At 60.7% G+C, this 24,366-nt stretch carries 31 protein-coding genes; 19 read left to right on the top strand and 12 right to left on the bottom strand.

Translation table 11 applies throughout. The annotated features are described in order from the left end of the window. Positions 1-85 precede the first annotated feature (85 nt). From AC4PTT_RS06865 to AC4PTT_RS06855, 3 genes are all read left to right on the top strand, one after another. Positions 86-298 (top strand): cold-shock protein, encoded by a 213-nt coding sequence (locus AC4PTT_RS06865; protein ID WP_113155795.1) that lies wholly within the window; start codon positions 86-88, stop codon positions 296-298. Between the two features lie 417 nt (positions 299-715). Next, positions 716-931, top strand: a complete 216-nt coding sequence (locus AC4PTT_RS06860; protein ID WP_113155796.1) for a cold-shock protein — start codon at positions 716-718, stop codon at positions 929-931. Positions 932-1,346: 415 nt separating this feature from the next. Continuing rightward, a complete protein-coding gene (locus AC4PTT_RS06855) occupies positions 1,347-1,802 on the top strand; it encodes a BA14K family protein (RefSeq protein WP_206544013.1) in 456 nt (151 codons plus the stop codon). A gap of 258 nt (positions 1,803-2,060) precedes the next feature. Here the strand turns inward: AC4PTT_RS06855 and AC4PTT_RS06850 are convergent, their stop codons facing one another. Then, complete coding sequence (locus AC4PTT_RS06850; RefSeq protein WP_297560447.1) at positions 2,061-2,672, bottom strand: TetR/AcrR family transcriptional regulator; 612 nt, start codon at positions 2,670-2,672, stop codon at positions 2,061-2,063. 90 nt (positions 2,673-2,762) lie between these two features. On the opposite strand from AC4PTT_RS06850, the gene AC4PTT_RS06845 reads away from it, so the two are divergent. Next, the gene (locus AC4PTT_RS06845; protein WP_492162360.1) at positions 2,763-3,266 is read left to right on the top strand and encodes an anthrone oxygenase family protein; all 504 of its coding nucleotides are present in this window, start codon (positions 2,763-2,765) and stop codon (positions 3,264-3,266) included. Positions 3,267-3,372: 106 nt separating this feature from the next. On the opposite strand, the gene AC4PTT_RS06840 is transcribed toward AC4PTT_RS06845, so the two are convergent. The 3 genes from AC4PTT_RS06840 to AC4PTT_RS06830 all read right to left on the bottom strand — a co-directional run bounded on the left by AC4PTT_RS06840 (position 3,373) and on the right by AC4PTT_RS06830 (position 5,392). After that, positions 3,373-4,014: an MBL fold metallo-hydrolase gene (locus AC4PTT_RS06840; RefSeq protein WP_492162359.1), complete on the bottom strand. Its 642-nt coding sequence runs from the start codon at positions 4,012-4,014 to the stop codon at positions 3,373-3,375. An 88-nt stretch (positions 4,015-4,102) separates the two neighbouring features. After that, positions 4,103-4,378: a hypothetical protein gene (locus AC4PTT_RS06835; RefSeq protein WP_113155800.1), complete on the bottom strand. Its 276-nt coding sequence runs from the start codon at positions 4,376-4,378 to the stop codon at positions 4,103-4,105. Between the two features lie 120 nt (positions 4,379-4,498). Beyond that, entirely contained in the window at positions 4,499-5,392 is an 894-nt protein-coding gene (locus AC4PTT_RS06830; RefSeq protein WP_113155801.1) for a branched-chain amino acid aminotransferase, read from the bottom strand. 254 nt (positions 5,393-5,646) lie between these two features. Here AC4PTT_RS06830 and AC4PTT_RS06825 point away from each other — a divergent pair, with 254 nt between their 5' ends. After that, complete coding sequence (locus tag AC4PTT_RS06825) at positions 5,647-6,153, top strand: MarR family winged helix-turn-helix transcriptional regulator (protein ID WP_113155802.1); 507 nt, start codon at positions 5,647-5,649, stop codon at positions 6,151-6,153. A gap of 40 nt (positions 6,154-6,193) precedes the next feature. Beyond that, entirely contained in the window at positions 6,194-6,916 is a 723-nt protein-coding gene (locus AC4PTT_RS06820) for a response regulator (protein ID WP_113155803.1), read from the top strand. Positions 6,917-6,918: 2 nt separating this feature from the next. On the opposite strand, the gene AC4PTT_RS06815 is transcribed toward AC4PTT_RS06820, so the two are convergent. Beyond that, positions 6,919-7,263, bottom strand: coding sequence for an antibiotic biosynthesis monooxygenase family protein (locus AC4PTT_RS06815; RefSeq protein ID WP_492162358.1), 345 nt, complete (start codon positions 7,261-7,263; stop codon positions 6,919-6,921). Positions 7,264-7,545: 282 nt separating this feature from the next. Between AC4PTT_RS06815 and AC4PTT_RS06810 the strand changes: the two genes are divergently transcribed. Then, positions 7,546-8,886: an ATP-binding protein gene (locus AC4PTT_RS06810; protein ID WP_113156386.1), complete on the top strand. Its 1,341-nt coding sequence runs from the start codon at positions 7,546-7,548 to the stop codon at positions 8,884-8,886. 30 nt (positions 8,887-8,916) lie between these two features. Here AC4PTT_RS06810 and AC4PTT_RS06805 read toward each other — a convergent pair whose 3' ends face one another. Further along, a complete protein-coding gene (locus AC4PTT_RS06805; RefSeq protein ID WP_317087665.1) occupies positions 8,917-9,159 on the bottom strand; it encodes a hypothetical protein in 243 nt (80 codons plus the stop codon). 162 nt (positions 9,160-9,321) lie between these two features. Between AC4PTT_RS06805 and AC4PTT_RS06800 the strand changes: the two genes are divergently transcribed. Further along, on the top strand, positions 9,322-9,816 hold the full coding sequence (locus tag AC4PTT_RS06800) for a DUF2165 family protein (protein ID WP_113155806.1): 495 nt from the start codon (positions 9,322-9,324) through the stop codon (positions 9,814-9,816). 271 nt (positions 9,817-10,087) lie between these two features. Here AC4PTT_RS06800 and AC4PTT_RS06795 read toward each other — a convergent pair whose 3' ends face one another. The 5 genes from AC4PTT_RS06795 to AC4PTT_RS06775 all read right to left on the bottom strand — a co-directional run bounded on the left by AC4PTT_RS06795 (position 10,088) and on the right by AC4PTT_RS06775 (position 13,220). Continuing rightward, positions 10,088-10,441, bottom strand: a complete 354-nt coding sequence (locus tag AC4PTT_RS06795; protein WP_113155807.1) for a tRNA-binding protein — start codon at positions 10,439-10,441, stop codon at positions 10,088-10,090. Between the two features lie 22 nt (positions 10,442-10,463). Then, positions 10,464-10,964, bottom strand: coding sequence for a type III secretion system chaperone family protein (locus AC4PTT_RS06790; RefSeq protein WP_113155808.1), 501 nt, complete (start codon positions 10,962-10,964; stop codon positions 10,464-10,466). Positions 10,965-11,300: 336 nt separating this feature from the next. Then, a complete protein-coding gene (locus AC4PTT_RS06785) occupies positions 11,301-11,615 on the bottom strand; it encodes an accessory factor UbiK family protein (protein WP_492162357.1) in 315 nt (104 codons plus the stop codon). A gap of 91 nt (positions 11,616-11,706) precedes the next feature. Beyond that, entirely contained in the window at positions 11,707-12,558 is an 852-nt protein-coding gene (locus AC4PTT_RS06780) for a DUF2182 domain-containing protein (protein WP_492162356.1), read from the bottom strand. A 26-nt stretch (positions 12,559-12,584) separates the two neighbouring features. Continuing rightward, positions 12,585-13,220, bottom strand: a complete 636-nt coding sequence (locus AC4PTT_RS06775) for a DUF1326 domain-containing protein (protein ID WP_113156387.1) — start codon at positions 13,218-13,220, stop codon at positions 12,585-12,587. Between the two features lie 234 nt (positions 13,221-13,454). On the opposite strand from AC4PTT_RS06775, the gene lgt reads away from it, so the two are divergent. The 6 genes from lgt to AC4PTT_RS06745 all read left to right on the top strand — a co-directional run bounded on the left by lgt (position 13,455) and on the right by AC4PTT_RS06745 (position 19,181). Continuing rightward, complete coding sequence (lgt, locus tag AC4PTT_RS06770; protein ID WP_113156388.1) at positions 13,455-14,294, top strand: prolipoprotein diacylglyceryl transferase; 840 nt, start codon at positions 13,455-13,457, stop codon at positions 14,292-14,294. After that, the gene (locus AC4PTT_RS06765) at positions 14,291-15,379 is read left to right on the top strand and encodes a class I SAM-dependent methyltransferase (RefSeq protein ID WP_492162355.1); all 1,089 of its coding nucleotides are present in this window, start codon (positions 14,291-14,293) and stop codon (positions 15,377-15,379) included. The genes lgt and AC4PTT_RS06765 overlap by 4 nt, the downstream gene beginning before the upstream one ends. A 58-nt stretch (positions 15,380-15,437) precedes the next feature. Further along, the gene (gene pgeF, locus AC4PTT_RS06760) at positions 15,438-16,232 is read left to right on the top strand and encodes a peptidoglycan editing factor PgeF (protein WP_206548244.1); all 795 of its coding nucleotides are present in this window, start codon (positions 15,438-15,440) and stop codon (positions 16,230-16,232) included. Continuing rightward, on the top strand, positions 16,232-17,383 hold the full coding sequence (locus AC4PTT_RS06755) for a M24 family metallopeptidase (protein WP_206994079.1): 1,152 nt from the start codon (positions 16,232-16,234) through the stop codon (positions 17,381-17,383). Before pgeF ends, AC4PTT_RS06755 begins: the two co-directional genes overlap by 1 nt. A 7-nt stretch (positions 17,384-17,390) precedes the next feature. Continuing rightward, a complete protein-coding gene (locus AC4PTT_RS06750; RefSeq protein WP_475081135.1) occupies positions 17,391-18,029 on the top strand; it encodes a hypothetical protein in 639 nt (212 codons plus the stop codon). Between the two features lie 219 nt (positions 18,030-18,248). Beyond that, entirely contained in the window at positions 18,249-19,181 is a 933-nt protein-coding gene (locus AC4PTT_RS06745; RefSeq protein ID WP_206544024.1) for a ribose-phosphate pyrophosphokinase, read from the top strand. Positions 19,182-19,250: 69 nt separating this feature from the next. Here the strand turns inward: AC4PTT_RS06745 and AC4PTT_RS06740 are convergent, their stop codons facing one another. Next, entirely contained in the window at positions 19,251-19,811 is a 561-nt protein-coding gene (locus AC4PTT_RS06740) for an NADPH-dependent FMN reductase (protein WP_206548246.1), read from the bottom strand. A 100-nt stretch (positions 19,812-19,911) separates the two neighbouring features. Here AC4PTT_RS06740 and AC4PTT_RS06735 point away from each other — a divergent pair, with 100 nt between their 5' ends. The 5 genes from AC4PTT_RS06735 (at position 19,912) to corA (ending at position 24,139) form a co-directional block, all read left to right on the top strand. After that, positions 19,912-20,334 carry a winged helix-turn-helix transcriptional regulator gene (locus tag AC4PTT_RS06735; RefSeq protein WP_113155815.1) on the top strand — a complete coding sequence of 141 codons (423 nt, stop codon included), beginning with the start codon at positions 19,912-19,914 and terminating at the stop codon, positions 20,332-20,334. 205 nt (positions 20,335-20,539) lie between these two features. Then, complete coding sequence (locus AC4PTT_RS06730; RefSeq protein WP_206544027.1) at positions 20,540-21,178, top strand: 50S ribosomal protein L25/general stress protein Ctc; 639 nt, start codon at positions 20,540-20,542, stop codon at positions 21,176-21,178. A gap of 24 nt (positions 21,179-21,202) precedes the next feature. Further along, a complete protein-coding gene (gene pth / locus AC4PTT_RS06725) occupies positions 21,203-21,922 on the top strand; it encodes an aminoacyl-tRNA hydrolase (RefSeq protein ID WP_113155816.1) in 720 nt (239 codons plus the stop codon). A 3-nt stretch (positions 21,923-21,925) separates the two neighbouring features. Further along, positions 21,926-23,029 carry a redox-regulated ATPase YchF gene (ychF, locus tag AC4PTT_RS06720; protein ID WP_113155817.1) on the top strand — a complete coding sequence of 368 codons (1,104 nt, stop codon included), beginning with the start codon at positions 21,926-21,928 and terminating at the stop codon, positions 23,027-23,029. A gap of 138 nt (positions 23,030-23,167) precedes the next feature. After that, positions 23,168-24,139: a magnesium/cobalt transporter CorA gene (gene corA, locus AC4PTT_RS06715; protein WP_492162354.1), complete on the top strand. Its 972-nt coding sequence runs from the start codon at positions 23,168-23,170 to the stop codon at positions 24,137-24,139. Positions 24,140-24,366: the final 227 nt, after the last annotated feature.

Below are 24,366 nucleotides of genomic sequence, written 5' to 3'. Positions count from 1 at the left end.
CCCGATTTTCTTCAAACTCTCGAACCACCGCTAATCTGTGCACGTTGCGCAGGCGCGAACTCTCAAAGGGAAAAGGAGTTTCCCAATGGCCCAGACAGGCACCGTTAAATTCTTCAATGCGAGCAAAGGCTTCGGCTTCATCACCCCGGACGATGGCGCGAAAGACGTTTTCGTACACATCTCCGCAGTTGAGCGCTCCGGCATGACCACGCTCACCGACGGCCAGAAGGTTTCCTTCGAGGTCGAGCCCGATCGCATGGGCAAAGGCCCGAAGGCAGTCAACCTTTCGGCTGCCTAATACCGGGTTATCTCGGTTGTAGAGTTTGAGCGCGGCGTGCAAACGCCGCGCTTTTTCTTTGCTCGCTGGAATTGCAGACGCAGACACCTTCGCAATTCGTATTATTCATAAAACTTTCTCTTGATACCCTTGAAAAAATCGGGGAAGCTCCCTGCCATTCGGGCATTTGCGGGCCCGGAGACTGGAATGGCATGCCCCAATAGCGGGTCCATTTAGGCCCGTCTGGGAAGTCGCACCGATAGTAAGAGGACAATATGCTTGTGCGGGCGAAGAGCCCACAATCACGGGTCCCCACTGCGAGGCGCGAAGCTGACTGTTTCTTCTCCCCCAGTAAACGACCGATGACGCCATGGGCCTAAAACCCCTCAAGAGGTTGGCCCGCCGAAACCAGCATAAAGGGAGAAAGGACTCCTTCCTATGTCGCAGAGTGGTACAGTAAAGTTCTTCAACCAAGCCAAGGGATACGGGTTCATTACCCCGGATGATGGCGAGAAGGACGTTTTCGTTCATATTTCAGCAGTTCAGGCTTCCGGTCTGGCGGGACTGGAAGACGGGCAGAAGGTCACGTTCGAGACCGAGCCCGACAAGCGTGGCAAAGGTCCCAAGGCCGTCAACCTGATGGTTGCCTCCTGACCAGGGCCTGCGGCGCCTGAGGCGCCGTATCGCCTGCCCTCCGTGGCAGGCCCACCTGCACCCGGAGAGGGTGAAGACGCACGACCACTAGATGGTCGCGCGATATGTCTATTCGGCCTGAATTAAGCTTCTTCTCCAAAACACCGACCCCGCGCGAAACCGGATTGCTCATCCCTGCAATGAACACTCCCTTCTGCCTGTACAATTTTGCGCGCCCTCCAGGCAAAGGCAGACAGCCAGACCGCCCCCGTACAGCCATCCTCGCGGCAACACGGAATATGTGGCCCCTTCATAACGGTTGAACACAAGATGGCAGCCTTATTCAGGCAGCATTCAGGTGCCAATGAATAAACCCTCTGTGACAGCTGCCCCCCCTCCCCCTGAACACGGCAGCGACACTTGAAGAGGTAAGGTCATGAAACGCATCCTGAAGACGGGCATTCTTTCGCTTGCCGTGGCTGCAACAACGCTTGGGGCGATCTCGACGGCCGACGCCGGCCACCGCAATCGCCACCGGCACAACAACAACAATGACGCCATCGCTGCTGGCGTGCTCGGCCTGGCTGCGGGCGCCATTGTCGGCGGTCTGCTCTCGGAATCGAGCCGCGGAAATGAGCGCGTCTATATCGATCCGCCGCGTCGTCCGCGCTACCCGGATTACCAGCCGGTCTACCGTGATTACTATCCGAGCGCACCCGCCTACCGCGAACGCCCGGCCTATCGTGAACGTCCCGTTCAGTATCGTGCGAGCATGGAACCTTGGTCGCGTGAATGGTTCCGCTATTGCTCAAACCGCTACCGCAGCTTCGATGGCCGGACCGGCACCTTCATGGGATATGATGGAAACCGGCATTTCTGCCAGCCGCGCTAGACACCCGGAGTTTCCCTGCTCCAGAAAAAGAGGCCGGGCTTTGCCCGGCCTTTCTTCATGAAAAAGCTGATCAGGGCGTCAAGACACAGCCCGGATAACACGCATGCGTAAAACGAGATCAGAACACGAGAGACTGACGCGGGACAGATTACGCGTCGCCACTCCGGAAATCGCCAACACGGACAAATGCGATTTTCGGAACAAATTCTGCATTCTCAGGATGCAGAATTTACCTATAGATGATTCTTAATAAGAAATTCAACCCTGAGACGCATTGGCGCATAGCATCCTGAAAGCAGCCAAAGCGCCAGCCACCCTGTCCGCAACAAAGTCCGCACCGGGTTCTGGCAACACCCCGATGACCCGCCTGATCTGCAGATCACCGATGAGAAGCCCGAGAAACCACTCGGCCGCCGTCGCAGCGGAAGGGGCCCGGATCGCACCGCTTTCCATAGATTGGCGAAGCAGCGCCTCGATCAGCGGCGCAACCGCATTGCGCCCTCCCTCTGCCAGCGCTGCTCCAAGCTCGCCGGTTTCATCGGCAGCGGCCGCGCGGTTGAGCAAAACCGCCTTCTCTCCAAGAAGCATGGTGAGGAGAACCGGCGCGACTTTCTCAAGACTGGCCAGAGGATCAGCCCCGCTGTCGATTGCATCGCGGAGCGCGGCGCGGATATCACGCGCATTGGTCTCGACCATCGATTTGAAGAGCCCGCGCTTGTCGCCATACCAGCGATAGAGCGTTTCATTCGAGGCCCGCGCCACTCTGGCGACACTGAGCATCGATGTTGCGCCATACCCCTTCTCGCCAAGCAGCGCGTAGGCAGCCTCTTCTATCTGGAGCTGTCTCTGCGCCCTCGTTTCGTCCCGCATCCGAATCTCCGGTCTCGTTGACTCAAATCGTACATAAATGTACGGAATTACAAAACCGTACATATGTGTACGAAAATCAAGGAGATGATGATGCGCGCATTGACCACTGCCGTTTCGGTAACCGCGATCCTGTTTGCGGGGGCGATTTTCGGCTTCTTCTATGCCTGGGTCTGCTCGACCATGTGGGGGCTCGATCAGGCAGATCCCCGCGTGGCAATCCAGGCCATGCAGGCGATGAACGCTTCCGTGCGCAACGCGGTTTTCTTCCCGGCATTCTTTCTGACGCCGGTGGTGATGGGGCTTGCCGCGTTCCTGATCCTGCGCAGCGGGCAGAAGACGTCCGCAGCCTTTTTCGGCGTCGGAGCGCTTGTCTATCTCGCACTGGGGCTGTTGCTGACAGCGGCAATCAACGTGCCGATGAACGAAGCGCTGGCTCTTGTCGTCGTGCCCAAGGAGCTGGATGCGGCGCAGGAAACCTGGACCGACTACTCTTCGCGCTGGCAGTTCTGGAACCAGACGAGAACGATTGCATCAGGCATCGCCCTCGCCCTGGCGGGATATGGCCTCGCACGACTGAACCCGAACCGGGCCTGACGTACGAAGCAACCCGCAAGTCAGCCAGATAACCAGCCCTCGCGGGAATGCGCGAGCAGTAAGGAGAGATGGCATGAGCAGCGTTTCCATGAAACGCTGCCTGGAACTAGACGAGGAAGGGATTGCTGCGGCGCTCGTCCCCAAACCTTCCGCCGGGACCATGCCCGCACAGAAAGCCGATATCATCGCCCAGCGGCAGGAGCTTGTCCTTGATCGACCGGATCAGAGCGTCGTGATCGCCGCCCGGAAGGTCGGTGCGGCCGATGGAGCCATTGAAGAGCACATCGCCGACATGGGCAAAACGCGCATCGCGATTGAAGAACACCACATGGCCCGGCGCATGCCCCGGGCAGTGAAACACTTCGAAGACATTATCGCCGAAGGAAACCGTCTCGCCTTCGGTCAGGTAGCGATCCGGCGTGACGTTGCGCACACTTTGATCCAGCCCGAACATGCGCGCCTGATTTTCCAGATTGGAGAGAAGGTCGCGGTCATCCTCATGCGGCCCGATCAGCGGCACGCCAAGCGCCTCTTTCAGGTCCATCGCGCCGCCCGCATGATCGATATGACCATGGGTAAGCCAGATGGCCTCGACGGCAATGCCGTTTTCCTCAATCGCGGCACGGATGCGATCCACCTCGCCACCGGGATCGACAACGACACCAACCTTCGTCTCTTCATCGAAGAGGATCGTGCAGTTTTGCTGAAATGGCGTCACGGGAATGACACCGGCGCGAAGATTTCCCATGAAGCCCTCCAGGTTACAGATGCCGCAATGCGGCAAAAATGCAAAACGGGCAACCGCAAGGCTGCCCGCTTCGAGAATTCGACAGAACTCAGCTCTTGTTCATGGCGCCCATAACGACACCGACAAGGCCCGTCAACACACCGCCACCGACAGCGCCGCCAACAGCATCGCCGAGCAGACCGCTCAGCGCGCCGGCGTCACCGCCCATACCCGACAGCAGAGCACCGCCGCCAACACCGCCAATGATGCCGCTCAAAATCTTGGCGCCATGGCCCATCGCGGCTTTCTTCACAACTGTTCCGATGGCTTCGCCACCGAGCACACCCGTTACCGCCTGAATGATAATCGGAAGTAGAGCTTCCATATTCGGTCCCTCATGTAGAGCCGACCGTTCGTGGCCGGCGCGCCCATGAAAACGCGAATCCGGCCCATGTCAAATAAAGGGTGTATAGAATCAGAGGATAAACCTCTGATTGCATCCCTTTTACTCCGCAGCGACGCGCAGGCTCGGACGAACCTCGCTGGCGTAGTCGTTCATCAGAAGACGCGTGATTTCACCGACTTCGAAACGGTACGGCCCGATCTCTGCAACCGGCGTAACTTCGGCGGCCGTGCCACATAAGAAGCACTGCTCGAAGCCTTCCAGCTCTTCGGGCATGATCGCACGCTCGACAACCTCGATGCCGCGACGGCGCGCGAGCTCGATCACCGTGCGCCGGGTGATGCCATCCAGGAAACAGTCCGGGGTCGGCGTGTGGAGAACGCCGTCCTTGACGAAGAAGATGTTCGCACCGGTCGCCTCGGCAACCTGACCGCGCCAGTCAAGCATCATCGCGTCGGCATAACCCTTGGCCTCTGCGGCGTGCTTGGACAGGGTGCAGATCATGTAGAGACCGGCAGCCTTGGACCGGGACGGCGCAGTGCGCGGGTCCGGACGGCAATATTCTGCGATATCGAGACGGATGCCCTTCAGGCGCTGCTCCGGATCGAAATAGCTCGGCCACTGCCAGATGGCGATGGCGAGGTTGATGCGGTTCTGCTGGGCCGAAACGCCCATCAGCTCACTGCCGCGCCAGGCAATCGGGCGCACATAGGCATCGGAGAAGCCCTGACGCGCCAGAAGCTCGCGGCACGCATCGTCGATTTCTTCCACCGACCAGGGAATGGTGAAGCCGAGAATCCGCGCCGATTCATGCAGACGCTCTGTGTGCTCGGTGAGCTTGAAGATCTCGCCATCATAGGCGCGCTCGCCCTCGAACACCGCGCTTGCATAATGCAAGCCATGGGTCAGTACGTGAATCTTGGCGTCTGCCCATTTGACGAATTCACCATTGAGCCAGATAAAGCCCTCGAGCTGATCAAAAGGAACCGCTGCCATGTAACCTCTCCTGCCGGTCCGTATTCCAACGACCGGACAAACCGAAATGCCGCCCCTCGGGCGGCGCCTTCAATCGTCTTAGCCTACCTGTGGCGGACAGGAATTTGAAGGAAGTTCCGTAAAAGCTTCTTCCAGATACCAATTTGTGCGCTACAGACCTAAAACGTTGTCAAAAATTATCAACGCGCCGAAATTATGTCAATAAGGCTGACATAATTTCTTCGCCAACAAATGAAATCGACTGCAAGCAGCCCATGAGCACAATCGACGATGAGCCGATCAAAACCCCGCTGACGCTGGACGATGGCGTGGATTTTGCCGTTATCGAGCATCTCTTCTTCGCCTATCGCGACTTCACCGCCGATCCGGACGCCATCCTTGCCGAGTATGGTTTCGGGCGGGCGCACCACCGGGTGCTGCACTTTGTGAACCGGTTGCCCGGCCTGACCGTGGCCGAATTGCTGGATGTTCTGAGGATCACCAAGCAGAGCCTGGCGCGCGTTCTGAAACAGCTGATCGATGATGGCTACATCGTGCAGGTTCCCGGCCCGCGCGACCGCCGCCAGCGCGAGCTCTATCCCACGCAGAAGGGGCGTGACCTGGCGATGGAACTCGCCCTGCCACAGTCCCGCCGCATCCGTGCGGCACTTGAAGAGGCGGAGCCGGGCGACGTCGCCGCAGTGGAGCGCTTCCTGCGCGCCATGGTGAACCCGGAACTGCGCCCCCAGATGGACAAACTGCCAAACGGGCGTTCTAAGTAAGGCACCGATTCAGGCGCCACAAGTTCAGGAGGTCATCACGATGAGCGAAACCGGCAATCTCGAAAAGGACAAGACGGTCCTGAGCGATGATGCGCCGCATTTGCTGGTCGTGGACGATGACACACGCATTCGCAGCCTTCTCAACCGCTTCCTGCGCGAAAACGGTTTCCGCGTCACCATCGCCAGCAATGCCGCCGAAGCGCGACGCAAGCTCGTCGGGCTCGACTTCGATCTGGTGGTTCTCGATGTGATGATGCCGGGCGAAGACGGCGTCTCGCTGACCAAATCTCTGCGTGAGGAAAAGGAAACCCCCATCCTGATGCTGACGGCGCTCTCGGAGACCGACAGCCGCGTATCGGGGCTGGAAGCCGGCGCGGACGACTATCTGCCAAAGCCTTTCGACCCGCGCGAACTGGTTCTGCGCATCAACAACATCCTGCGCCGCAGCAGCCCGCAAACCACGCCAAAGGTGGAACAGGTCGTTTTCGGCCCCTACTCGTTCCAGATTGCCAAGCGCGAACTGAAGCACACGGGCAAGCTCGTGAAGCTGACAGATCGCGAACGCGACATCATGGTCATTTTTGCCGAACGCGCCGGGGAGACCGTGCCCCGGCACGAGCTTGTGGGCGAGGATTCGGAAGTGGGCGAGCGCACCATCGACGTGCAGATCAATCGCCTGCGCCGCAAGATCGAGCGCGACCCGTCCAACCCCGTCTATCTCCAGACCGTGCGCGGCATCGGCTACCGGCTGAGCGTGGAATAATCTTAGACCGGCAACGCCCGATAATTGGCGATGTCCGCCCGGATACCCAGACGCTCCATCATTTCATGACGGTCGAACCCGGTTTCCCGGTGCATGCTGGCGACAGCCTGTGAGGCTCCGGCAAAGGCTGCTTCATCGCGCCATTCCACCAGCGTGACAAAGTTGAAGCCGCCCGGCCCCGAGGCCTGCTCCAGCACGACATCGCGCACAAAACCATCCTGCCTGCGCAGGGCGTCGTGGGTCGCTGATACGCGCTCCAGAAATTCCTGACGTCCGGCCGCCGGCACGGCGAACTTGTCGACCCGGTAGACCGGTGCGAACGCGGCATCTGACGAAATCGTCGACATGCATCTTTCCTTCTGAAATGCCGGCGGCCCATCCACCGACAGGCAGAGTGTCGAAGTTCAAGTCGACTTGAAGTCAAGCGCAGAAATTACCCTCTGCCAGAGAGACAGTGTTTCGGGTACCTGATGTGGCAAGACCGGATTCCACTTTTCGGTCTGATGCTCTACGATCAAACCGAAATCGCATCTCGGGAATGGGCGCCCACAGGGCGGAAGGCGAACTTGCAGGTTAACTCGAACGAAAAGATCACGCCGCTGGCGCGCCTGAAGCAGGCACTGGGGGCGATGCGCAGACCATGGCGGCGATTCTGGCGCGTCATCTCGCGCTATATGCCAAAACAGCTTTATGCGCGCTCGCTGATCATCGTGATTGCGCCGATGCTGCTTTTGCAGTCGGTCATCGCCTTCGTGTTCATGGAACGTCACTGGCAGACCGTCACGCAGCGCCTCAGCCAGGCTGTGACGCGCGACATTTCCGCGATCATCGACATGATCGAGACCTATCCCGACGATGACGGCTATGCCCAGGTGATCCGCATTGCGCAGGAGCGGCTGGCGCTGAAGATCGACCTCCTGCCGCCCGACCCCCTGCCCGCCCCCGGGCCCAAGCCCTTTTTCTCCATCCTGGATCAGACGCTGGGCGAAGAGATCACACGGCAGATCAACCGCCCCTTCTGGTTGGACACGGTGGGCAATTCGAACATTGTCGAGATCCGCATCCAGCTCGACAACAGGGTTCTGCGCGTCTTTGCGCGGCGCAGCCAGGCCTATGCCTCGAACACGCACATCTTCCTGTTGTGGATGGTGGGCACATCGCTTGTCCTGATCGCCATCGCCGTCGCCTTTCTGCGCAACCAGATCCGTCCGATCCTGCAACTGGCAGAGGCTGCCGACAGTTTCGGCAAGGGAAGGCCGACGCCAAGCGGCTTCCACCCGCGCGGCGCGGAGGAAGTGCGCCGCGCCGGCAGCGCCTTCCTGCTGATGCGCGAGCGCATTGAAAGACAGATCGAACAGCGCACGGCCATGCTGACCGGCGTGAGCCACGATCTGCGCACCATCCTGACCCGCTTCAAGCTGCAACTGGCCGTGGCCAGCAGCAAGGAAGACATTGAGGCGATGAATCAGGACATCGAGGACATGCGCTCAATGCTGGAGGGCTATCTTGCCTTCGCCCGTGGCGAGGCGGCGGAAGATCCGGGCGAATTCAATCTCGCCGCCTTCTTCGAGCGCGCGCAGGAAGAAGCAGGCCTGCGCGACTGCGAGCTGAAGATCGTGACAACGGGCGACACGCTTCTGCATGTGCGGCCCAATGCCTTCAGCCGCCTGCTCAACAATGTGATCGGCAATGCGTTCCGCTATGCCGACAAGGTGGAGATCACGGCGCGCAATGCAAACGGCATTCTGACCATCACTGTGGACGATGACGGGCCGGGCATTCCGCAGGACATGCGTGAAAGCGTGTTCAAGCCATTCGTGCGGCTGGACGAGGCGCGCAATCAGGATGAGAGCGGCACCGGGCTTGGCCTGTCCATCGCGCGCGACATTGCGCGCAGCCATGGCGGCGACGTGTCGCTGGATGACAGTCCGCTTGGCGGTCTGCGGGCAGTGATCCGGGTTCCGGCCTGAGGCCGGGCCGCAGGACCCGCCCCGTCCGGTTCAGCGCGTGACCGGTCGCGCCGGATGATCCAGTTTGAAGACAAGCGTCTGACGGCCATCAGCCTCAATGCGGATGCGGCGCGCGTGGATGATGAAGACCAGAACCCCGCCATCGCCTGCGAGTTCCACGAAGTCTCCCGTCTGCGCCCATTCGCCAAGCACCAGCCCGGCGACACGGTCACCGAGGCCTTCAGCGTCCACCTTCCGGCGCGCGGTTTGGGTCAGTTCAATAGCCGTTTTCAAGAATTCCGCTCCAGACTGTCGAAACTTTTGTCGAAAAATACGCGCGCGCTTGACGTTTTGCTTACAAAAGATTGCACCTACGCCTTTCGTCTAACACACTGAGTCGCGCCCGGGCCACAGACGAATGGTTTTGCCCGGTCGCTTATCGGAGGGAAGGGGCAAATGACCTCACGTTACGCAAAAATCGCCATGACGCTGGCCCTCGCGGCTTTCGCGTTCATGGTTACGTTCAACAACATCACCGACTACGGCTCGAACTTCGCGTTCGTGCAGCACGTGTTCAGCATGGACACGACGTTCGAAGGCAATTCGGCCATGTACCGCGCGATCACGACGCCCGCGTTCTGGCATGCCGGCTACTGGCTCATCATCGCAGGTGAAGGCCTGACCTTCGTCCTGTTCCTGCTCGGCGGCCTGAAGATGCTCGGCGCCCGCAACGGCTCGGCCGCAGAATTCAACGCTTCGAAGAAGCTGATGATCGCGGGTGCAACCATCGGCTTCCTCGTATGGTTCTTCGGCTTCATGGTTGTTGGCGGCGAGTGGTTCCTGATGTGGCAGTCCAAGATCTGGAACGGCCAGGACGCTGCCTTCAAGTTCTACGTCGCGATCCTCGGCGTTCTGATTTTCGTCAACCAGCGCGACGAAGAACTCGCCTGACGCAAATCACTGCATTCGGCCCATAAGGTCGTCTGGGGCCGTGCGGAATGGGACCTCCGCACGGCCTTTTTCATGCGCGAAGAACGGTCGGTTCAGCAAGGAGTTGGCGGATCAGAAAACCGGCTTCGCCAGCATCAGCCAGACACCGGTGATCGGCTGAGCGCTCAGGGCGCCGCAATGAAGAGAAAATCGGCGACTGCGACCGTTGACGCCAGATGCGCGGGCAGCAGTCTGGATCGTCCTTCATGCACCCAAACGGACGCAGGGCGATCTAGTGCAGGCGGCTGCCGTTCGGCACCTTCTTGTCGGAGCCTGCCAGAACGATCGCGCCGTCTTCATCCGAAAAACCCATGACAAGGATTTCGGACATGAACTTGCCGATCTGGCGCGGAGGGAAGTTGACCACGGCCACAACCTGGCGACCGACAAGCGCCTCCGGCGTGTAATGAGCAGTGATCTGCGCCGACGATTTCTTGATGCCGATCTCGGGACCGAAATCGACCTTCAGCTTGATCGCCGGCTTGCGGGCTTCGGGATAGGGCTCTGCCTCGACGACCGTGCCGATGCGAATATCGACCTTCAGGAAATCGTCAAAGGTGATTTCCGGTGTCTTGTCGGAGGACATGCCCGCTCCCCTGCCCTGCAGCTTATGCGTTACCGTGCGTTTCGAACAGGACGCTGTTGAGCGCTTCCTGTGCGGTGCTGCCGGACCAGATGACATACTGGAATGCCTGATAATAGCACTCGCATGCCTCAAGGGCGCTGTTCAGCATGGTCTCCACCTGCTGGCCCGTGGGCTCGACGCCACCGGACAGAACGAGCGCCTGGCGGAACATGACGACGTTCTCACGCTCCCAGAGATCGAAATGACCGAACAGCATCTGTTCGTTGATGAGCGAAAGGAGCCGCATGACCTCGAGCGTGCGCTTCGCGGGCACCTTCAGATCGAATGCGCATGCCACATGCAGCGCCTCGAACTCCTCCATCCAGGAGAAGGACACGTTGTAGTCGGTCCAGGTGCCGGCCACGGCGATGGCGATCTCGTCGTCGCCATTGCGCTCGAAGCTCCAGTCATTGGTGTTCGCGACATGTTCGATGACATCCACGGGATGCGCATCACGGGTCATGTCGAGTTCAAGAAGGCTCATTAATCTGCTTTCCCGTATCTGGAGGCGCCGAAGCACCCCGCAAGAATCCACGGCGGGAGGGTTCCCCCGCAAGACGTTTCAAACCTGAAACACATTGTGGAGCGACAACGACAACGCATGGAACTACTACGGGCCCGCCCCTGCCCAACTGCATGACCAGTTACGAATCACGCTGTAAATTCAGTCTATTGATGCAGAGTCGCGTGACCAGACCTTTTTTGCCGAAAGGACCGGGGGCGTGTGGATAGAAACGCCGCGCTGCCAAGGGCAACGCGGCGTAAGCGACTCTCGAACAAGGATTTTTCGACGCCATACACAGGCGACGGTAATAAAAAATTATTTTTTCGTCCGGGTGGATGACGCCGGCTTAGAATCAGTTTTCGCAGCCTTGGACACTCCGGCGTCAGCAAGCTGAGCCTCAAGTGCTTCGATACGCGCTGTCAGGGCAGCGTTTTCTTCGCGCGCCTTGAGCGCCATTTCGCGCACCATCTCGAATTCTTCACGCTGAACGACGTCCATCGCGTTCAGGGCCCGCTCGGCCTGCGCTTGAAACGCGGTCTCCACCTCGCGGCGCACGCCCTGGGCCGCGCCTGCGGCATCGGTCATCAGCTTGGCGAATTCGTCGAGGATCCGGTTGCTTCCGTTGGTCATGGCGCGCCTTTCAGGTTGATCCATTTGAGGTAGTGGGCCCGCGCGCCGAATGCAAGGTCATTTGCTGTCGCAGCGGCATCAAGAACGCAGCCTAAAGCGTGCCGCCGGCAAGCACCCAGATGCCGAGCGCAATCAGAACGCCACCGGCCATGCGTGACACCGGCCAGCGCGGCAGCAACAGTTTTTCGGCGAGCACAAAGATCGCAATGGCGGCAATCCAGAGAACGTTCATCACGCCGCCGACAAACAGAAGCGCCATCAGCGCCCAGCAACAGCCGATGCAGTAAAGCCCGTGGTGGGAGCCAAGCGCCAGCGCACCCAGAGGCTCGCGCCGGAAGCCGCCATGGGCATGAACAAAGGTAAGCGGCGCCTGACAATGGCTCAGACAGGCATCCTTCTGCGGGGTCCACTGGAACAGACCGGCGGCAATCAACACAAGCCCACTGAAGAGCGCGCTCGCGCTCGCCATCATGGGTGTCAAAAGAAGCGCCTGCTCCAGCGCCCATTGGCCGAGAGTCGCGATAAGGGAGAATGCGGTCCAGGCAAGAAGATAGCCGCTGGCAAAGAAACCGGTCGCCGCAAGCGGCCTGCCCTTTTCTTCAGCGGCGCGACCGACGCGGGCATAGATGAGGATCATGGGCGCGGCGGATGGCGTCATCATCCCGACCATCATCACCGCCCACATGACGAACATGAAGACGAAATAGGTGAAGCTCCACGGATGCAGGCCCGCCATCACCGTCTCGCCCATCGCCATGTCGCTCATCGGCGCAGCATCCTGCATGGGCGAGGTCATGTCGCCTGCAGGCATGGTCATGCCCATATCCATGGTCTTGACCAGCCACAGTATGTAGAGCCAGGAAACGACCGTCAGCGCGGCAAGGGCCGCGCCAACAATCAGGCGATCACGCCGCAGAGTGATTTCCAGTGCGGTGGAAGCCATGCCTTTGTCCTCCTCGAAGGATCAGGTCAGTGAACAACGCCCTCGCCGGTCATGTGGACCCTGGAAAAGTGGGCGTGCGAGTCGGGTATCGACATTGCAATCGGACCCTGCGTGTCCGCCCAGCCGCGTCCGACCTCGCAGACATCATATTCAAAGCCGTTCGGCAGGTTGATGCGTGCGTTGTGCGGCTGGCCGCTAACCGGATTGATGATCGGCTCACCGCGCGCCTCGATCAAGCCGGGCACGTTCAGCGTCGCCGAGCGGCCAGTGACGTCCACATCGGAATCGATCTTTGCGAAAACAGGATCATGCACTTTCTCATAGGTGGTTGAGAAAACCTGGAAGAAGGTTGCGCCGGGCTCCGTGTCCTCACCGCTCATGATCCGCAGCATTGCCTCGCGCTGCTTTTCATCGGCGCGCTCATCTATGATGGGCACGACACTCCCATGGCCTTCGTGAATGGCGCCTGGCCATGACACGATCATGGCCATGCTCAGACCGTCGAGTTTGACGTCGCCATGCCGGCCTTCATCGATATGCACCACCCCGACAGCGTGACAGCCTCCATGTGTGGGCCGGGCATTGAACTGGCATGGACATCCATAAGCGCAGTTGCAGTGAATAAATTCACGTCCCCTGATCATCCACTTGGTATCGGTCATCATTACCTCCCGGGGTTGATACTGCTCCTTATCGAGAAATCTGTTGCCGAGACTGAGGAGCCGGAATTCTACGCCTCGGGACTTGAGGTAGCGACTACGCTGAAAGCCTTAGCGCCTTCTCCAGATTGAAGATGAGAAGCCGCGGCACTGCGCGCCTTGACCTCGCCCCGATGCTCCGCAATACCTGCCGCGTCTGAATTCACGCGCCGGGAGGCCCGATTGACCGACTATCTGATGACGCCGCTGGCCGCCCTGCCCTTCCCCAACATAGACCCGGTGGCGCTGCAGGTGGGACCGCTTGCCATTCACTGGTACGGGCTTGGCTATGTGGTCGGCATTTTGCTCGGCTGGTGGTATGCGCGACGGCTGGTTTCGAACGAACGTCTTTGGGCCGGCGGCAAGCCGGCAATGACGGTCACGGATCTCGACGATTTCGTTCTGTGGGCCGCCATCGGCATCGTGGCCGGCGGACGCATTGGCTACATTCTCTTCTACGATCTCCCCCGCTACATCGCGAACCCGCTCGACATTCTCGCCGTGTGGGAAGGCGGCATGTCGTTTCACGGCGGGCTGCTCGGCGTCACGCTCGCCATGCTTCTCTTTGCGAAAAAGCGCGGCATCAATGCATGGAGCCTGTTCGACACGATTTCCGCCGTTGTGCCCATCGGGCTCGGCCTCGTGCGGGTTGCCAACTTCATCAATTCGGAACTGTGGGGCCGGGTGACGGACGCGCCCTGGGCCTTCGTCTTCCCCAATGGCGGGCCGGAGCCGCGCCACCCGAGCCAGCTTTACGAGGCCGCACTCGAAGGGCTGGTGCTGTTCGTGGTTCTGCGCCTTCTCACCCATAAGGGGCTGAAGCTCAAGATGCCGGGCTTCGTCGCCGGCGCGTTTGTGTGCGGCTACGGCCTGTCGCGCATCATTGTCGAATTCTTCCGCGAGCCGGACGCGCATATCGGTTATCTGGCGGGCGACTGGCTCACCATGGGCATGGTGCTCTCGACACCGATGGTGCTGGTGGGCGTCTGGGCAATGCTGCGGGCACGGGCCAAGGCCGCTCCGGCGACAGCCCTATGAAAACACTGGAAGAGCGGATCAGGGCGCAGATCGCGACGACGGGGCCGATGAGCGTCGCGGATTACATGGCGCTTTGCCTGTTCGACCCCGAACAGGGCTACTACACGACGCGCGAGCCTTTTGGTGCGGCAGGCGACTTCACCACCGCGCCCGAAATCAGCCAGATGTTCGGCGAACTGTGCGCCGTCTGGCTCTACACCGCGTGGAAGGCCAGCGGCGCGCCGGGCAATCCCATCCTTGCAGAAATCGGCCCCGGCCGGGGCACGCTCATGAAGGACATGCTGCGAACCTGGGCAAAGATCGACCCGGCGTTCAGCCGGCAGATGCGCCTCTTCATGATCGAAGCGAGCCCAAGGCTGAGCGAGGTGCAGCGCAAGACGCTCGCGGCATCCGGCGCTTCTCCCCGGTGGATCACCGATATCGACGCGCTGCCGGACGGCCCGCTCTTCATCATCGGCAATGAGCTTTTCGACGCCATTCCGGTGCGCCAGTACGTAAAGACCGATTCGGGCTGGCGCGAGCGCACGGTCGGCCTCGACGCCAATGACCGGCTTTCATTCATGGCCGGCGCAGGCGCAGCCGATGAGACGCTTCTGCCGCCCGGCGCAAAAGAAGCGCCCTCTGGAGCCATTGTCGAGCTCGCACCGGCACGCAACGCGCTGATGACACGCATGGCGGAACGCATTCGCACTGAGGGCGGCGCGGCCCTCTTCATCGATTACGGCTATGCCAACCCCGCACCGGGCGACACGCTTCAGGCCATGCGCAGCCATGCCTACACGAATATCCTGAAGGACCAGGGCAAGGCTGACCTGACCGCGCATGTGGATTTTTCCGCCCTTGCACGCGCTGCACGGGACGAAGGGCTTGCCGCAGCGCTGATGGATCAGGGCGACTTCCTCATCGGGCTTGGCATTCTGGAGCGCGCCGGGCGACTGGGCGCCGACAAGAACGGCACGGAACAGCAGGCAATCCGCAACGCCGTGGAGCGACTGGCCGGGCCTGAGCAAATGGGCACGCTGTTCAAGGTTCTGGCCGTAACGTCATCCACAGTGACGGTTCCACCATTCGTTTCGCCGCATTGACTTGGTTTCGCCCCTGCCTCACGATCCGCCCGCTTGAGACTATCTGAGAAGGCGGCGCATGCACGAGAATACGAGACCGGAGCCCCTGCGGTCGCCGCTTTTGGACCGCGCCGGGAAAAATGGCGTGGCGCACGGGTTCTTCACCCGTGCAGGCGGCGTCTCGACCGGACTTTATGACGGGCTGAATGTCGGCTACGGGTCCAGCGACGAGCGCGAAACGGTGACGGAAAACCGCCGCCGCGTGGCCGAATGGCTGGGCGTTGCGCCCGACAACCTCCTGACAGTCCATCAGGTTCACTCGCCGCATGCGATCATCGTCGACGGGGCATTCGGTTCCGAACGCCCGCAGGCCGATGCGTTGGTGACAAACCGGCCGGGGCTGGCGCTTGGCGCGCTGGCCGCCGATTGCGGGCCGATCCTGTTTGCCGACGACACGGCGCGGGTCATCGCCGCCGCTCATGCCGGCTGGAAAGGCGCGCTGACCGGCATTCTGGAAAACACGATTGCGGCGATGGAGCTGCTTGGCGCGGAGCGGGAGAACATCACCGCCGTGCTCGGCCCCTCCATCAGCCAGGCAAATTATGAAGTGGGGCCGGAGTTCGTCGAGCGGTTCGTAAACCACAATCCGGCCAATCAGATCTGGTTTCGCGCGTCGGACAAGCCGGGCCACGCGCTGTTCGACCTCAACGGCTACACGGTGGCGCGGCTGACGGCGGCGGGCGTGAACGCCGCACAGCTTGGCCGCTGCACCTATGAAGAAGAAGAGCATTTCTATTCCTATCGCCGCGCCACGCATCGCGGTGAAGCCGATTACGGACGCCAGATTTCAGCGATCGTCTTGGAGGACATTTGATGGCGCTTCATTTTGAACAGGCAGAATTCGATTCCCGACGCGATCGCCTCGTTATCGAAATGGCCGAGCGCAAGCTCGATGCGATGCTGCTTTTCGCTCAGGAGAGCATGTATTGGCTGACCGGATACGACACGTTCGGCTTCTGCTTCTTCCAGTGCCTTGTGGTGAAGGCCGATGGCTCGATGGTGCTTCTCACGCGTTCAGCCGATCTGCGGCAGGCGCGGCACACCTCCACCATCGAGAACATCGTTCTGTGGACCGACCGGCACGACGCCAACCCGGCCGCCGACCTGCGCAATCTCCTCAATGATCTCGATCTTCTAGGCGCGCGCATCGGCGTGGAATATGACACACATGGCCTGACCGGTCGCAACACGCGCCTGCTGGACGAACAACTCCAGACCTTCGGCAAGATCGAAGATGCCTCCGACCTCGTGAGCCGCCTCAGGCTCTTCAAGAGCGAGGCCGAGATCAAAAAGGTGAAGCGGGCCGCCAAACTCGGTGACGAGGCGCTGGACGCCGCCCTCCCCCTGATCAAGCAGGGAGGCGACGAGGCCGCCATTCTCGCCGCCATGCAGGGTGCGGTTCTGGCCGGTGGCGGCGATTACCCCGCCAATGAGTTCATCATCGGTTCGGGCGAAGATGCGCTTCTGTGCCGCTACAAGGCTGGCCGCCGCAAGCTCAACAAGAACGACCAGCTCACACTCGAATGGGCCGGCGTCTATCACCATTACCACGCGGCGATGATGCAGACCGTGCTGACCGGCAAGGTCTCCAAGCGCCATCAGGAACTGTTCGACGCCGCGCGCGATGCGCTGAGCGCCGTGCAGAAGGCGATGATGCCCGGAAACACATTCGGTGACGTGTTTGACGCGCACGCCCGCGTGATGGAGGCCCATGGCCTGACCAAGCATAGGCTGAATGCCTGCGGCTATTCCCTTGGTGCCCGCTTTGCGCCCTCGTGGATGGATCCGCAGATGTTCTATGCCGGCAACAGCGAACCGATTGCGCCCGGCATGACGCTGTTCGCGCACATGATCATCATGGATTCGGAATCCGGCAACGCCATGTGCCTTGGCCGCACCTACCTGACAACGGATGAAGCCCCCGAGCCGCTTTCGCGCTACGGGCTGGACCTGATCACCCGGTAGAGGCAATATGACGATGTACAACCAAGAGTATCCGGGGGACCGTCGCATTCACGCAAAGCGCATCATAACGGGCCTTGCCCTTTTGGGTGCTGCAAGCCTTGCCGGCTGCAACACGGGCTCCGTGCTCGACATGAATTCGGGGCCGACGCCGGACGCATCCGTTCCCGGCGCAGCCTCGCAGCAGGTGGCGGCACCACAGGAAGCACCATTGGCGACTGCGCTCGCAGCCACGGCCGATCCCGCCACACAGGCTGCCGCAGCGCCCATTCAGGCCGTCACGGGCAACCAGCGGATCCAGTTCGCCCCGGTTGTCGGCGCGACCGCGCAGGCCGTACCGGCGCTCTCACGCCGTCTGGAAGCGCGGGCCCGCCAGAGCGGCATAGCAATCGTGCCGCAGGGCACGAGCGCACCGATGGTGATGAAAGGCTATTTCTCGGCGATCGCCGATGGCGGCAAGACCACGGTGATCTATGTCTGGGATGTGCTCGATCCGTCCGGCAACCGGCTCCACCGCATTCAGGGCCAGCAGGCAGCTCCCGGCGGCAGCGGCGATGGCTGGTCTTCCGTTACCAGCACGACGATGGAAGCCGTGGCAGACTCCACGATGAGCCAGCTCACCGCCTGGCTCGCGCAACGGCAGGGCTAGCCCCAAGCCCTCCGAGGGGCCTAAACTGCCTTTGCAACTCGATAGCCGACAAAAACTGGTTCGGGAAGAAAACCGGATAACAGACGCGAAGAACAGCAGGTGGGACATTTCCACACAGTTCTGCCTTAAAATGCGTTTTTTTCCGTCATTCCCTTTGCAATACAGTCTCACCCCGTTAAAAGCGCGGGCAAGCGTCAAGGCGTTCTCCGAGGACATTCCATGAAGCTCTTTGCGGGCAATTCCAACCGGGTTTTGGCAGAGGCCGTCTCCCGCTATCTCAACATTTCTCTTGGCAAAGCGACGGTCAAACGTTTCGCGGACCAGGAAATTTTCGTCGAAATCCAGGAAAATGTGCGCGGCGAGGACGTCTTCGTCCTGCAGTCGACCGCATATCCGGCCAACGATCACCTGATGGAACTTCTCATCATGATCGATGCCTTCCGCCGTTCTTCGGCCCGCCGCATTACTGCGGTGCTGCCCTATTTCGGCTATGCAAGGCAGGACCGGCGCACATCGGGCCGTACACCGATCTCGGCAAAGCTGGTCTCGAACCTGATCACCCAGGCAGGCGCTGACCGCGTTCTGACGCTGGACCTGCATGCAGGCCAGATCCAGGGCTTCTTCGACATCCCCACCGACAACCTTTTCGCCGTGCCCGTGATGGCGCGCGACGTGAAGGCCAACTACACGCTCTCCAACGTCATGGTGGTTTCGCCGGACGTGGGCGGCGTGGTGCGGGCACGCTCGCTGGCAAAGCGCATCGATGCGCCGCTTGCCATCGTGGACAAGCGTCGCGACCGGCCGGGTGAGTCTGAAGTCATGAACGTGATCGGCGATGTGAGCGGCAAGGACTGCCTGCTGATCGACGATATCGTCGACTCGGGCGGCACGCTGTGCAACGCGGCCGACGCACTGCTCAACAATGGCGCAACCAGCGTCACCGCCTACATCACCCATGGTGTGCTTTCGGGCGGCGCAGCAGCGCGCATCAGTGGCTCGCGGCTCAAGGAGCTGGTCATCACGGACTCCATTCAGCCGAGCTCTGCGGTGGAAGCAGCACCAAACATTCGCACGATCACCATTGCCGACCTGATCGGCGAGGCGATCTCGCGCACGGCATCGGAAGAATCGGTTTCGAGCCTGTTCGACTGAACCAATGCTATCGACACAAAAAAGCCGGCCCCTGTGGCCGGCTTTTTTTATGGCTCTTGCCTGATGAAGTCAGGCGGCGGCGCGCTCCGCATCAGCGCCGACCCACGCAGAGAACCTGTCGACGAACCCGGCCAAGAAGGCCCTGGTGTCCTCATTGGTGATGTCGTTGTTCCCGTCGATGAGGTCGGGCTTCATCTGCAGATAGACCTCGGGGCTGGTCATCAGCGTTGCGCCAAGGCTTACCAGAATGGAGCGCAGGTGGATCTGCGCGGCGATGGCGCCCATTGCGCCCGGGCTGGCGCCTACAACGGCAGTCGGCCGACCGGTCCAGCTGTTCATGCCCCAGGGACGCGAACCCCAGTCGATGGCATTCTTCAGAATGGCGGGAATGGAACGGTTGTGCTCCGGCGTGACGATCAGAAGACCATCATTTGCGCCGATTCGATCCTTGAGGTGCTGAGCAGCCGCGGGATAATCCGCAGCGTCGTCATCATTGTACATCGGCAGCGTGGACAGGTCGAAATACTCGAATTCGAGCCGACCCTCCGCAAGCTTCTCAAGCGCCTGCGCGAATTTGAGATTGATCGACTCCCTGCGATTGGAGCCGACGAGAACCAAAACTTTCTTCATTTTCATTCCTCTGTCCGGCCGGGGTCAAAATCCCGGTGGTATCCTTTGGTAACCAGGCCTATATCTGACAGCAGGAAACCCGTTGCAAGAAGGCACCTTTATGAAACCGCGTCATGGGCACATATCCGAGAGCTGCCGCCCGATCAGCGAAATCCTGTCCCTCATCGGCGACAAGTGGACATCGCTCATCATCGGACGCCTGCGCGGGGAACCGCTACGCTTCAACGAGCTGAAACGGCGCGTGGACGGCATCTCCCAGAAGGTGCTGACCGCATCGCTGCGCGCGCTGGTGCGTGACGGTTTCGTGGAGCGCATCGAATATCCGACGGTGCCGCCCAGCGTGGAATACCGACTCACCCCGTTCGGTCACGAACTCGCCGAACCGCTTTCCGTGCTGCAACAGTTCGCACTCGACAATGCGGGCCGGATGGAGGCCGCACGCGCTGCGTATGATGCGCGTACGGGCGGTGAGAAGCCGGGCCGGCAGAAAACACAGCCGATACAGCCCGCTGCCGTGCCGTAAAAGGCGTTGCGCCCTTGCGCACGCCCCCTCCATCGGCTATAGACCCGCCGTCCGCGTAGACACCCTTGGAGGCACCGCGGATGGAAGTTCGCCCGATACAATTCGGTCTTCAGGCAGCGCTTGTAGCGCCGTCCGGTTCCGTTTCGGACAGCTTTCACGTTTTCAGGTTCGCCTGAAAGCGCTCCACAACATGAAAGGACAGGCCATGAGCCAGAGCTATGAGCTGAAGGCCGAGGCGCGCGAACGGGTCGGTAAGGGGTCCGCCCGGGCTATTCGGCGCAACGGAAAGATTCCCGCCGTGATCTACGGCGACAAGGATGCCCCCATCTCCATCACGCTTCCCTACAAGGAAGTGTTCATGAAGATCCACGCCGGTGGCTTCCTCACCACGATCGCGACGATCGACGTCGACGGCAAGAAGATCAAGGTCCTCCCGAAGGATTACCAGCTTGATCCCGTCCGCGACTTCCTGATGCATGTGGACTTCCTGCGCATCGGCAAGGGCACCGTCGTGACCGTCAACGTGCCGGTTCACTTCATCAATGAAGAAACCGCACCCGGCATCAAGCGCGGCGGCGTTCTCAACGTCGTTCGTCACGAAGTCGAGTTCACCTGCCCGGCTACGGCGATCCCCGAGTACATCGAGGTTGATCTGGCTGGCATGGATATCGGCGATTCCGCACATATCTCCGCAGTCAAGCTGCCGGAAGGCGTGGAACCCACCATCACCGACCGCGACTTCACCATCGCAACCGTCGCAGCACCGGCCGGCCTCAAGTCGGAAGAAGCTGCCGAGGGCGAAGAAGCCGGTTCGGAAGAGAAGGAGGGCGAGGGCGAGGAGTAATCCTCCCCTTTCCTGCAAGATCTCATGCTGCTTATTGCAGGGCTCGGCAATCCCGGCCAGCAATACGAACGGCACCGGCACAATGTCGGTTTTATGGCGGCGGACGCGATTGCGCGCCGCCATAATTTTTCGTCATGGTCAAAGAAATTCAACGCGCTGGTGGCCGAAGGGCGCATCGGCGGCGAGAAGGTGCTGCTGATCAAACCGCAGACCTTCATGAACCTTTCTGGCCAGGCGATCGGCGAAGCCATGCGGTTCTACAAGGTCGGTCTTGAAGACCTGATCGTCTTTTATGACGAGCTGGACCTTGCCCCCGGCAAGCTGCGCCTGAAGACCGGCGGCGGCTCGGGCGGACACAACGGCATCAAGTCCATCGACGCCCATTGCGGCAAGGACTATCGCCGCGTGCGCATCGGCATTGGCCATCCCGGCGACAAGGCGCGTGTGAATGCGCATGTTCTGGGTGATTTCGCCAAGGCGGACCAGGCCTGGCTCGAACCGCTTCTCGACACGGTGGCAGACAACATCGCCATGCTGGCCGAGGGTGACGAGTCGGGTTTCATGAACCGCGTCAGCCTCGCGGTGAAAGGGTCCGGCGCTGAGCCGGCCGCCAAACAGGAAAAGAAGCCCGCCCGGAAGCAGAGCCACATTCGCCAGGCGCGGCAACAGGGGCCATCGGCCTCAATACCGGAAAATGGCCCCATGGCGGCCATGCTGAAGAAACTCCTCGGCCAGAAGGAATAGGAAATGGGTTTCAAATGCGGCATCGTCGGTCTGCCCAATGTCGGCAAATCGACGCTCTTCAACGCGCTCACCAAGACGGCAGCCGCACAGGCCGCCAACTACCCCTTCTGCACCATCGAGCCCAATACGGGCGAGGTGGCGGTGCCCGACCCGCGCCTGAAGAAGATCTCCGCCGTGACCGGCTCCAAGGAGGTCATCCCGACCCGCATTTCCTTTGTCGACATCGCCGGCCTGGTGCGTGGCGCGTCCAAGGGTGAAGGGCTCGGCAACCAGTTCCTCGCCAACATTCGCGAAGTGGACGCCATCGTTCATGTGCTGCGCTGCTTCGAGGATGACGACATCACCCATGTGGAAGGCCGGATCGACCCGGTCGCCGATGCGGAGACGGTCGAGACCGAGCTGATGCTTGCCGACCTGGAGAGCCTTGAGCGCCGCACGCAGCAGATGCAGAAGCGCGCCACCGGCAAGGACAAGGAAGCCCAGACGCTTCTGCCGATGATGGAGCAGTCGCTTGCACTGCTGCAGGACGGCAAGCCGGTGCGCGTGCTGCTCGACGGTATTGCAGCCGAAGATCTGAAGATCCTGCGCAGCCTGAACCTTCTCACCTCCAAGCCCGTTCTCTATGTGTGCAACGTGGCGGAAGGCGACGCAGCCGAGGGCAATGCCCAGACAAAGCGCGTGGAAGAGATGGCTGCTGCGCAGGGTGCCGGCACCGTCGTCATCTCCGCCGCCATCGAGGCCGAAGTCGCCCAGCTTTCCGATGAAGAAGCCGTCGAGTATCTGGACGCCATGGGACTGGAAGAGCCGGGCCTCGACCGCCTCATCCGGGCCGGCTACGAACTTCTCGACCTGATCACCTTCTTCACGTCCGGCCCGAAGGAAACCCGCGCCTGGACCGTGCACAAGGGTGCCAAGGCCCCGCAGGCTGCCGGTGTGATCCACACCGATTTCGAGCGCGGCTTCATCCGCGCCCAGACCATCGGCTATGATGATTTCGTGACCCTTGGCGGTGAAGTCGCCGCCCGTGACGCCGGCAAGGCGCGCGACGAGGGCAAGGAATATGTCGTGGTTGATGGCGACGTGATGCTGTTCAAGTTCAACACCTGAGGCACCACGGACCACAATGAAAAACGGGGGTGTCGCCGACAGGCTGCACCCCCTGTCTTCTGCACATCCCGGCATCATGTCTTGACGGCGTCACAATAGCCGGAAATGGTCGCCCCGGGATTTTGCAGGAGAGTAGATGTGATTAAGACTTTTATTTTTGAGAACCAACGCCTTAAGCCTGTCGATTTTGCAGACGCCGAGCGTGAAAAAATCGTCTGGTTAGACCTGCTCGCCCCGACCGACGAAGAAGAAAAAACCGTCGAGGACTGGCTCGGCATCGACGTGCCAAACCGCAAGGACATGGAGGAGATCGAGGTCTCCAGCCGCCTCTACAGCGAAGACGGCGCGCACTTCATGACCACCACCCTGCCCGCACAGAGCGAGAAGGATCAGCCCGAGATGGGGCCGGTGACGTTCATCCTGTCGCCGGGCAAGCCGCTGGTCACCGTACGCTTTCACGAGCCCCGCGCATTCCAGACATTTCCGCAGCGGGCGGAGAAGAGCGCCCTTGGCTGCGCCACCGGCGAGGCGGTTCTGATCAACCTGCTCGACGCCGTGGTGGAACGGCTCGCGGACATTCTCGAACGCGCCGGCCGCGAAGTTCAGGAACTCTCCAAGGGCATTTTCCATCCGTCGGAAAAGAAAGCGTCCAGCCGCGACCGCAGTTTTCAGATCATTCTGCGCAGGATCGGCGGCAAGGAAGACCTGCTCGCCAACCTGCAGGAAAGCCTGCTCACGATGCAGCGTCTTGCCACCTTCTTCAGCGCCGTATCGGCAAAGAACAGCAAGGAGCTGCGCGCCCATATCAAGACGCTGTCGCGCGATGTTGAAGCGCTTTCCGTTCATGCTTCCAGCCTCTCCCACAAGATCAACTTCCTGCTCGACGCCACGCTTGGCATGATCAGCATCGAACAGAGCGCCATCATCAAGATCTTCTCGGTGGTGGCGGTGGTGTTCCTGCCGCCCACCCTCGTCGCATCGATCTACGGCATGAACTTCGAGTTCATGCCGGAGCTGCAATGGACCTATGGCTACCCTCTGGCCCTTGTCGTGATGGTCCTCTCGGCAGTGCTCCCCTTCTGGTATTTCAAGGGGCGCGGCTGGCTCTAGGGCCAGGCCCCATTAATACGCAATGGCGTTCGATAGACCAAGAGATGCCAGGAGAAGCCCGCAGAGCGGGGTCTTCCCCCGGTCAAGGGATTTGACGCCGCAGGTCGCCGGTCTAACGAGCGTCCTTCGGATCGGCCTGATTAATGGGTCCTGACCCTAAATGCCTCAGCCCCAGGTCCTTGAAGAAGGCCGCGCTTGCGGCCATAAGGTTCAAGCCTGAACAGGAA

Source organism: Nitratireductor sp. WH36-1 (assembly GCF_058725515.1).
This window is presented reverse-complemented; position numbering and strand designations above follow the sequence as displayed.

What these genes read in the sequence shown, in the direction of transcription:
- AC4PTT_RS06865 (WP_113155795.1), top strand. Translation starts at nt 86, where the DNA reads ATGGCCCAGACAGGCACCGTTAAATTCTTCAATGCGAGCAAAGGCTTC.
- AC4PTT_RS06785 (WP_492162357.1), bottom strand. Translation starts at nt 11,615, where the DNA reads ATGACCAACGGAAGCAACCGGATCCTCGACGAATTCGCCAAGCTGATG.
- AC4PTT_RS06735 (WP_113155815.1), top strand. Translation starts at nt 19,912, where the DNA reads ATGAAACCGCGTCATGGGCACATATCCGAGAGCTGCCGCCCGATCAGC.
- AC4PTT_RS06775 (WP_113156387.1), bottom strand. Translation starts at nt 13,220, where the DNA reads ATGACCGATACCAAGTGGATGATCAGGGGACGTGAATTTATTCACTGC.
- lgt (WP_113156388.1), top strand. Translation starts at nt 13,455, where the DNA reads ATGACGCCGCTGGCCGCCCTGCCCTTCCCCAACATAGACCCGGTGGCG.
- AC4PTT_RS06800 (WP_113155806.1), top strand. Translation starts at nt 9,322, where the DNA reads ATGACCTCACGTTACGCAAAAATCGCCATGACGCTGGCCCTCGCGGCT.
- AC4PTT_RS06755 (WP_206994079.1), top strand. Translation starts at nt 16,232, where the DNA reads ATGGCGCTTCATTTTGAACAGGCAGAATTCGATTCCCGACGCGATCGC.
- AC4PTT_RS06740 (WP_206548246.1), bottom strand. Translation starts at nt 19,811, where the DNA reads ATGAAGAAAGTTTTGGTTCTCGTCGGCTCCAATCGCAGGGAGTCGATC.
- AC4PTT_RS06850 (WP_297560447.1), bottom strand. Translation starts at nt 2,672, where the DNA reads ATGCGGGACGAAACGAGGGCGCAGAGACAGCTCCAGATAGAAGAGGCT.
- ychF (WP_113155817.1), top strand. Translation starts at nt 21,926, where the DNA reads ATGGGTTTCAAATGCGGCATCGTCGGTCTGCCCAATGTCGGCAAATCG.
- AC4PTT_RS06790 (WP_113155808.1), bottom strand. Translation starts at nt 10,964, where the DNA reads ATGAGCCTTCTTGAACTCGACATGACCCGTGATGCGCATCCCGTGGAT.
- AC4PTT_RS06765 (WP_492162355.1), top strand. Translation starts at nt 14,291, where the DNA reads ATGAAAACACTGGAAGAGCGGATCAGGGCGCAGATCGCGACGACGGGG.
- AC4PTT_RS06845 (WP_492162360.1), top strand. Translation starts at nt 2,763, where the DNA reads ATGCGCGCATTGACCACTGCCGTTTCGGTAACCGCGATCCTGTTTGCG.
- AC4PTT_RS06730 (WP_206544027.1), top strand. Translation starts at nt 20,540, where the DNA reads ATGAGCCAGAGCTATGAGCTGAAGGCCGAGGCGCGCGAACGGGTCGGT.
- AC4PTT_RS06830 (WP_113155801.1), bottom strand. Translation starts at nt 5,392, where the DNA reads ATGGCAGCGGTTCCTTTTGATCAGCTCGAGGGCTTTATCTGGCTCAAT.
- AC4PTT_RS06825 (WP_113155802.1), top strand. Translation starts at nt 5,647, where the DNA reads ATGAGCACAATCGACGATGAGCCGATCAAAACCCCGCTGACGCTGGAC.
- AC4PTT_RS06780 (WP_492162356.1), bottom strand. Translation starts at nt 12,558, where the DNA reads ATGGCTTCCACCGCACTGGAAATCACTCTGCGGCGTGATCGCCTGATT.
- pth (WP_113155816.1), top strand. Translation starts at nt 21,203, where the DNA reads ATGCTGCTTATTGCAGGGCTCGGCAATCCCGGCCAGCAATACGAACGG.
- AC4PTT_RS06835 (WP_113155800.1), bottom strand. Translation starts at nt 4,378, where the DNA reads ATGGAAGCTCTACTTCCGATTATCATTCAGGCGGTAACGGGTGTGCTC.
- pgeF (WP_206548244.1), top strand. Translation starts at nt 15,438, where the DNA reads ATGCACGAGAATACGAGACCGGAGCCCCTGCGGTCGCCGCTTTTGGAC.
- AC4PTT_RS06855 (WP_206544013.1), top strand. Translation starts at nt 1,347, where the DNA reads ATGAAACGCATCCTGAAGACGGGCATTCTTTCGCTTGCCGTGGCTGCA.
- AC4PTT_RS06840 (WP_492162359.1), bottom strand. Translation starts at nt 4,014, where the DNA reads ATGGGAAATCTTCGCGCCGGTGTCATTCCCGTGACGCCATTTCAGCAA.
- AC4PTT_RS06750 (WP_475081135.1), top strand. Translation starts at nt 17,391, where the DNA reads ATGACGATGTACAACCAAGAGTATCCGGGGGACCGTCGCATTCACGCA.
- AC4PTT_RS06815 (WP_492162358.1), bottom strand. Translation starts at nt 7,263, where the DNA reads ATGTCGACGATTTCGTCAGATGCCGCGTTCGCACCGGTCTACCGGGTC.
- AC4PTT_RS06795 (WP_113155807.1), bottom strand. Translation starts at nt 10,441, where the DNA reads ATGTCCTCCGACAAGACACCGGAAATCACCTTTGACGATTTCCTGAAG.
- AC4PTT_RS06810 (WP_113156386.1), top strand. Translation starts at nt 7,546, where the DNA reads ATGCGCAGACCATGGCGGCGATTCTGGCGCGTCATCTCGCGCTATATG.
- AC4PTT_RS06745 (WP_206544024.1), top strand. Translation starts at nt 18,249, where the DNA reads ATGAAGCTCTTTGCGGGCAATTCCAACCGGGTTTTGGCAGAGGCCGTC.
- AC4PTT_RS06860 (WP_113155796.1), top strand. Translation starts at nt 716, where the DNA reads ATGTCGCAGAGTGGTACAGTAAAGTTCTTCAACCAAGCCAAGGGATAC.
- AC4PTT_RS06820 (WP_113155803.1), top strand. Translation starts at nt 6,194, where the DNA reads ATGAGCGAAACCGGCAATCTCGAAAAGGACAAGACGGTCCTGAGCGAT.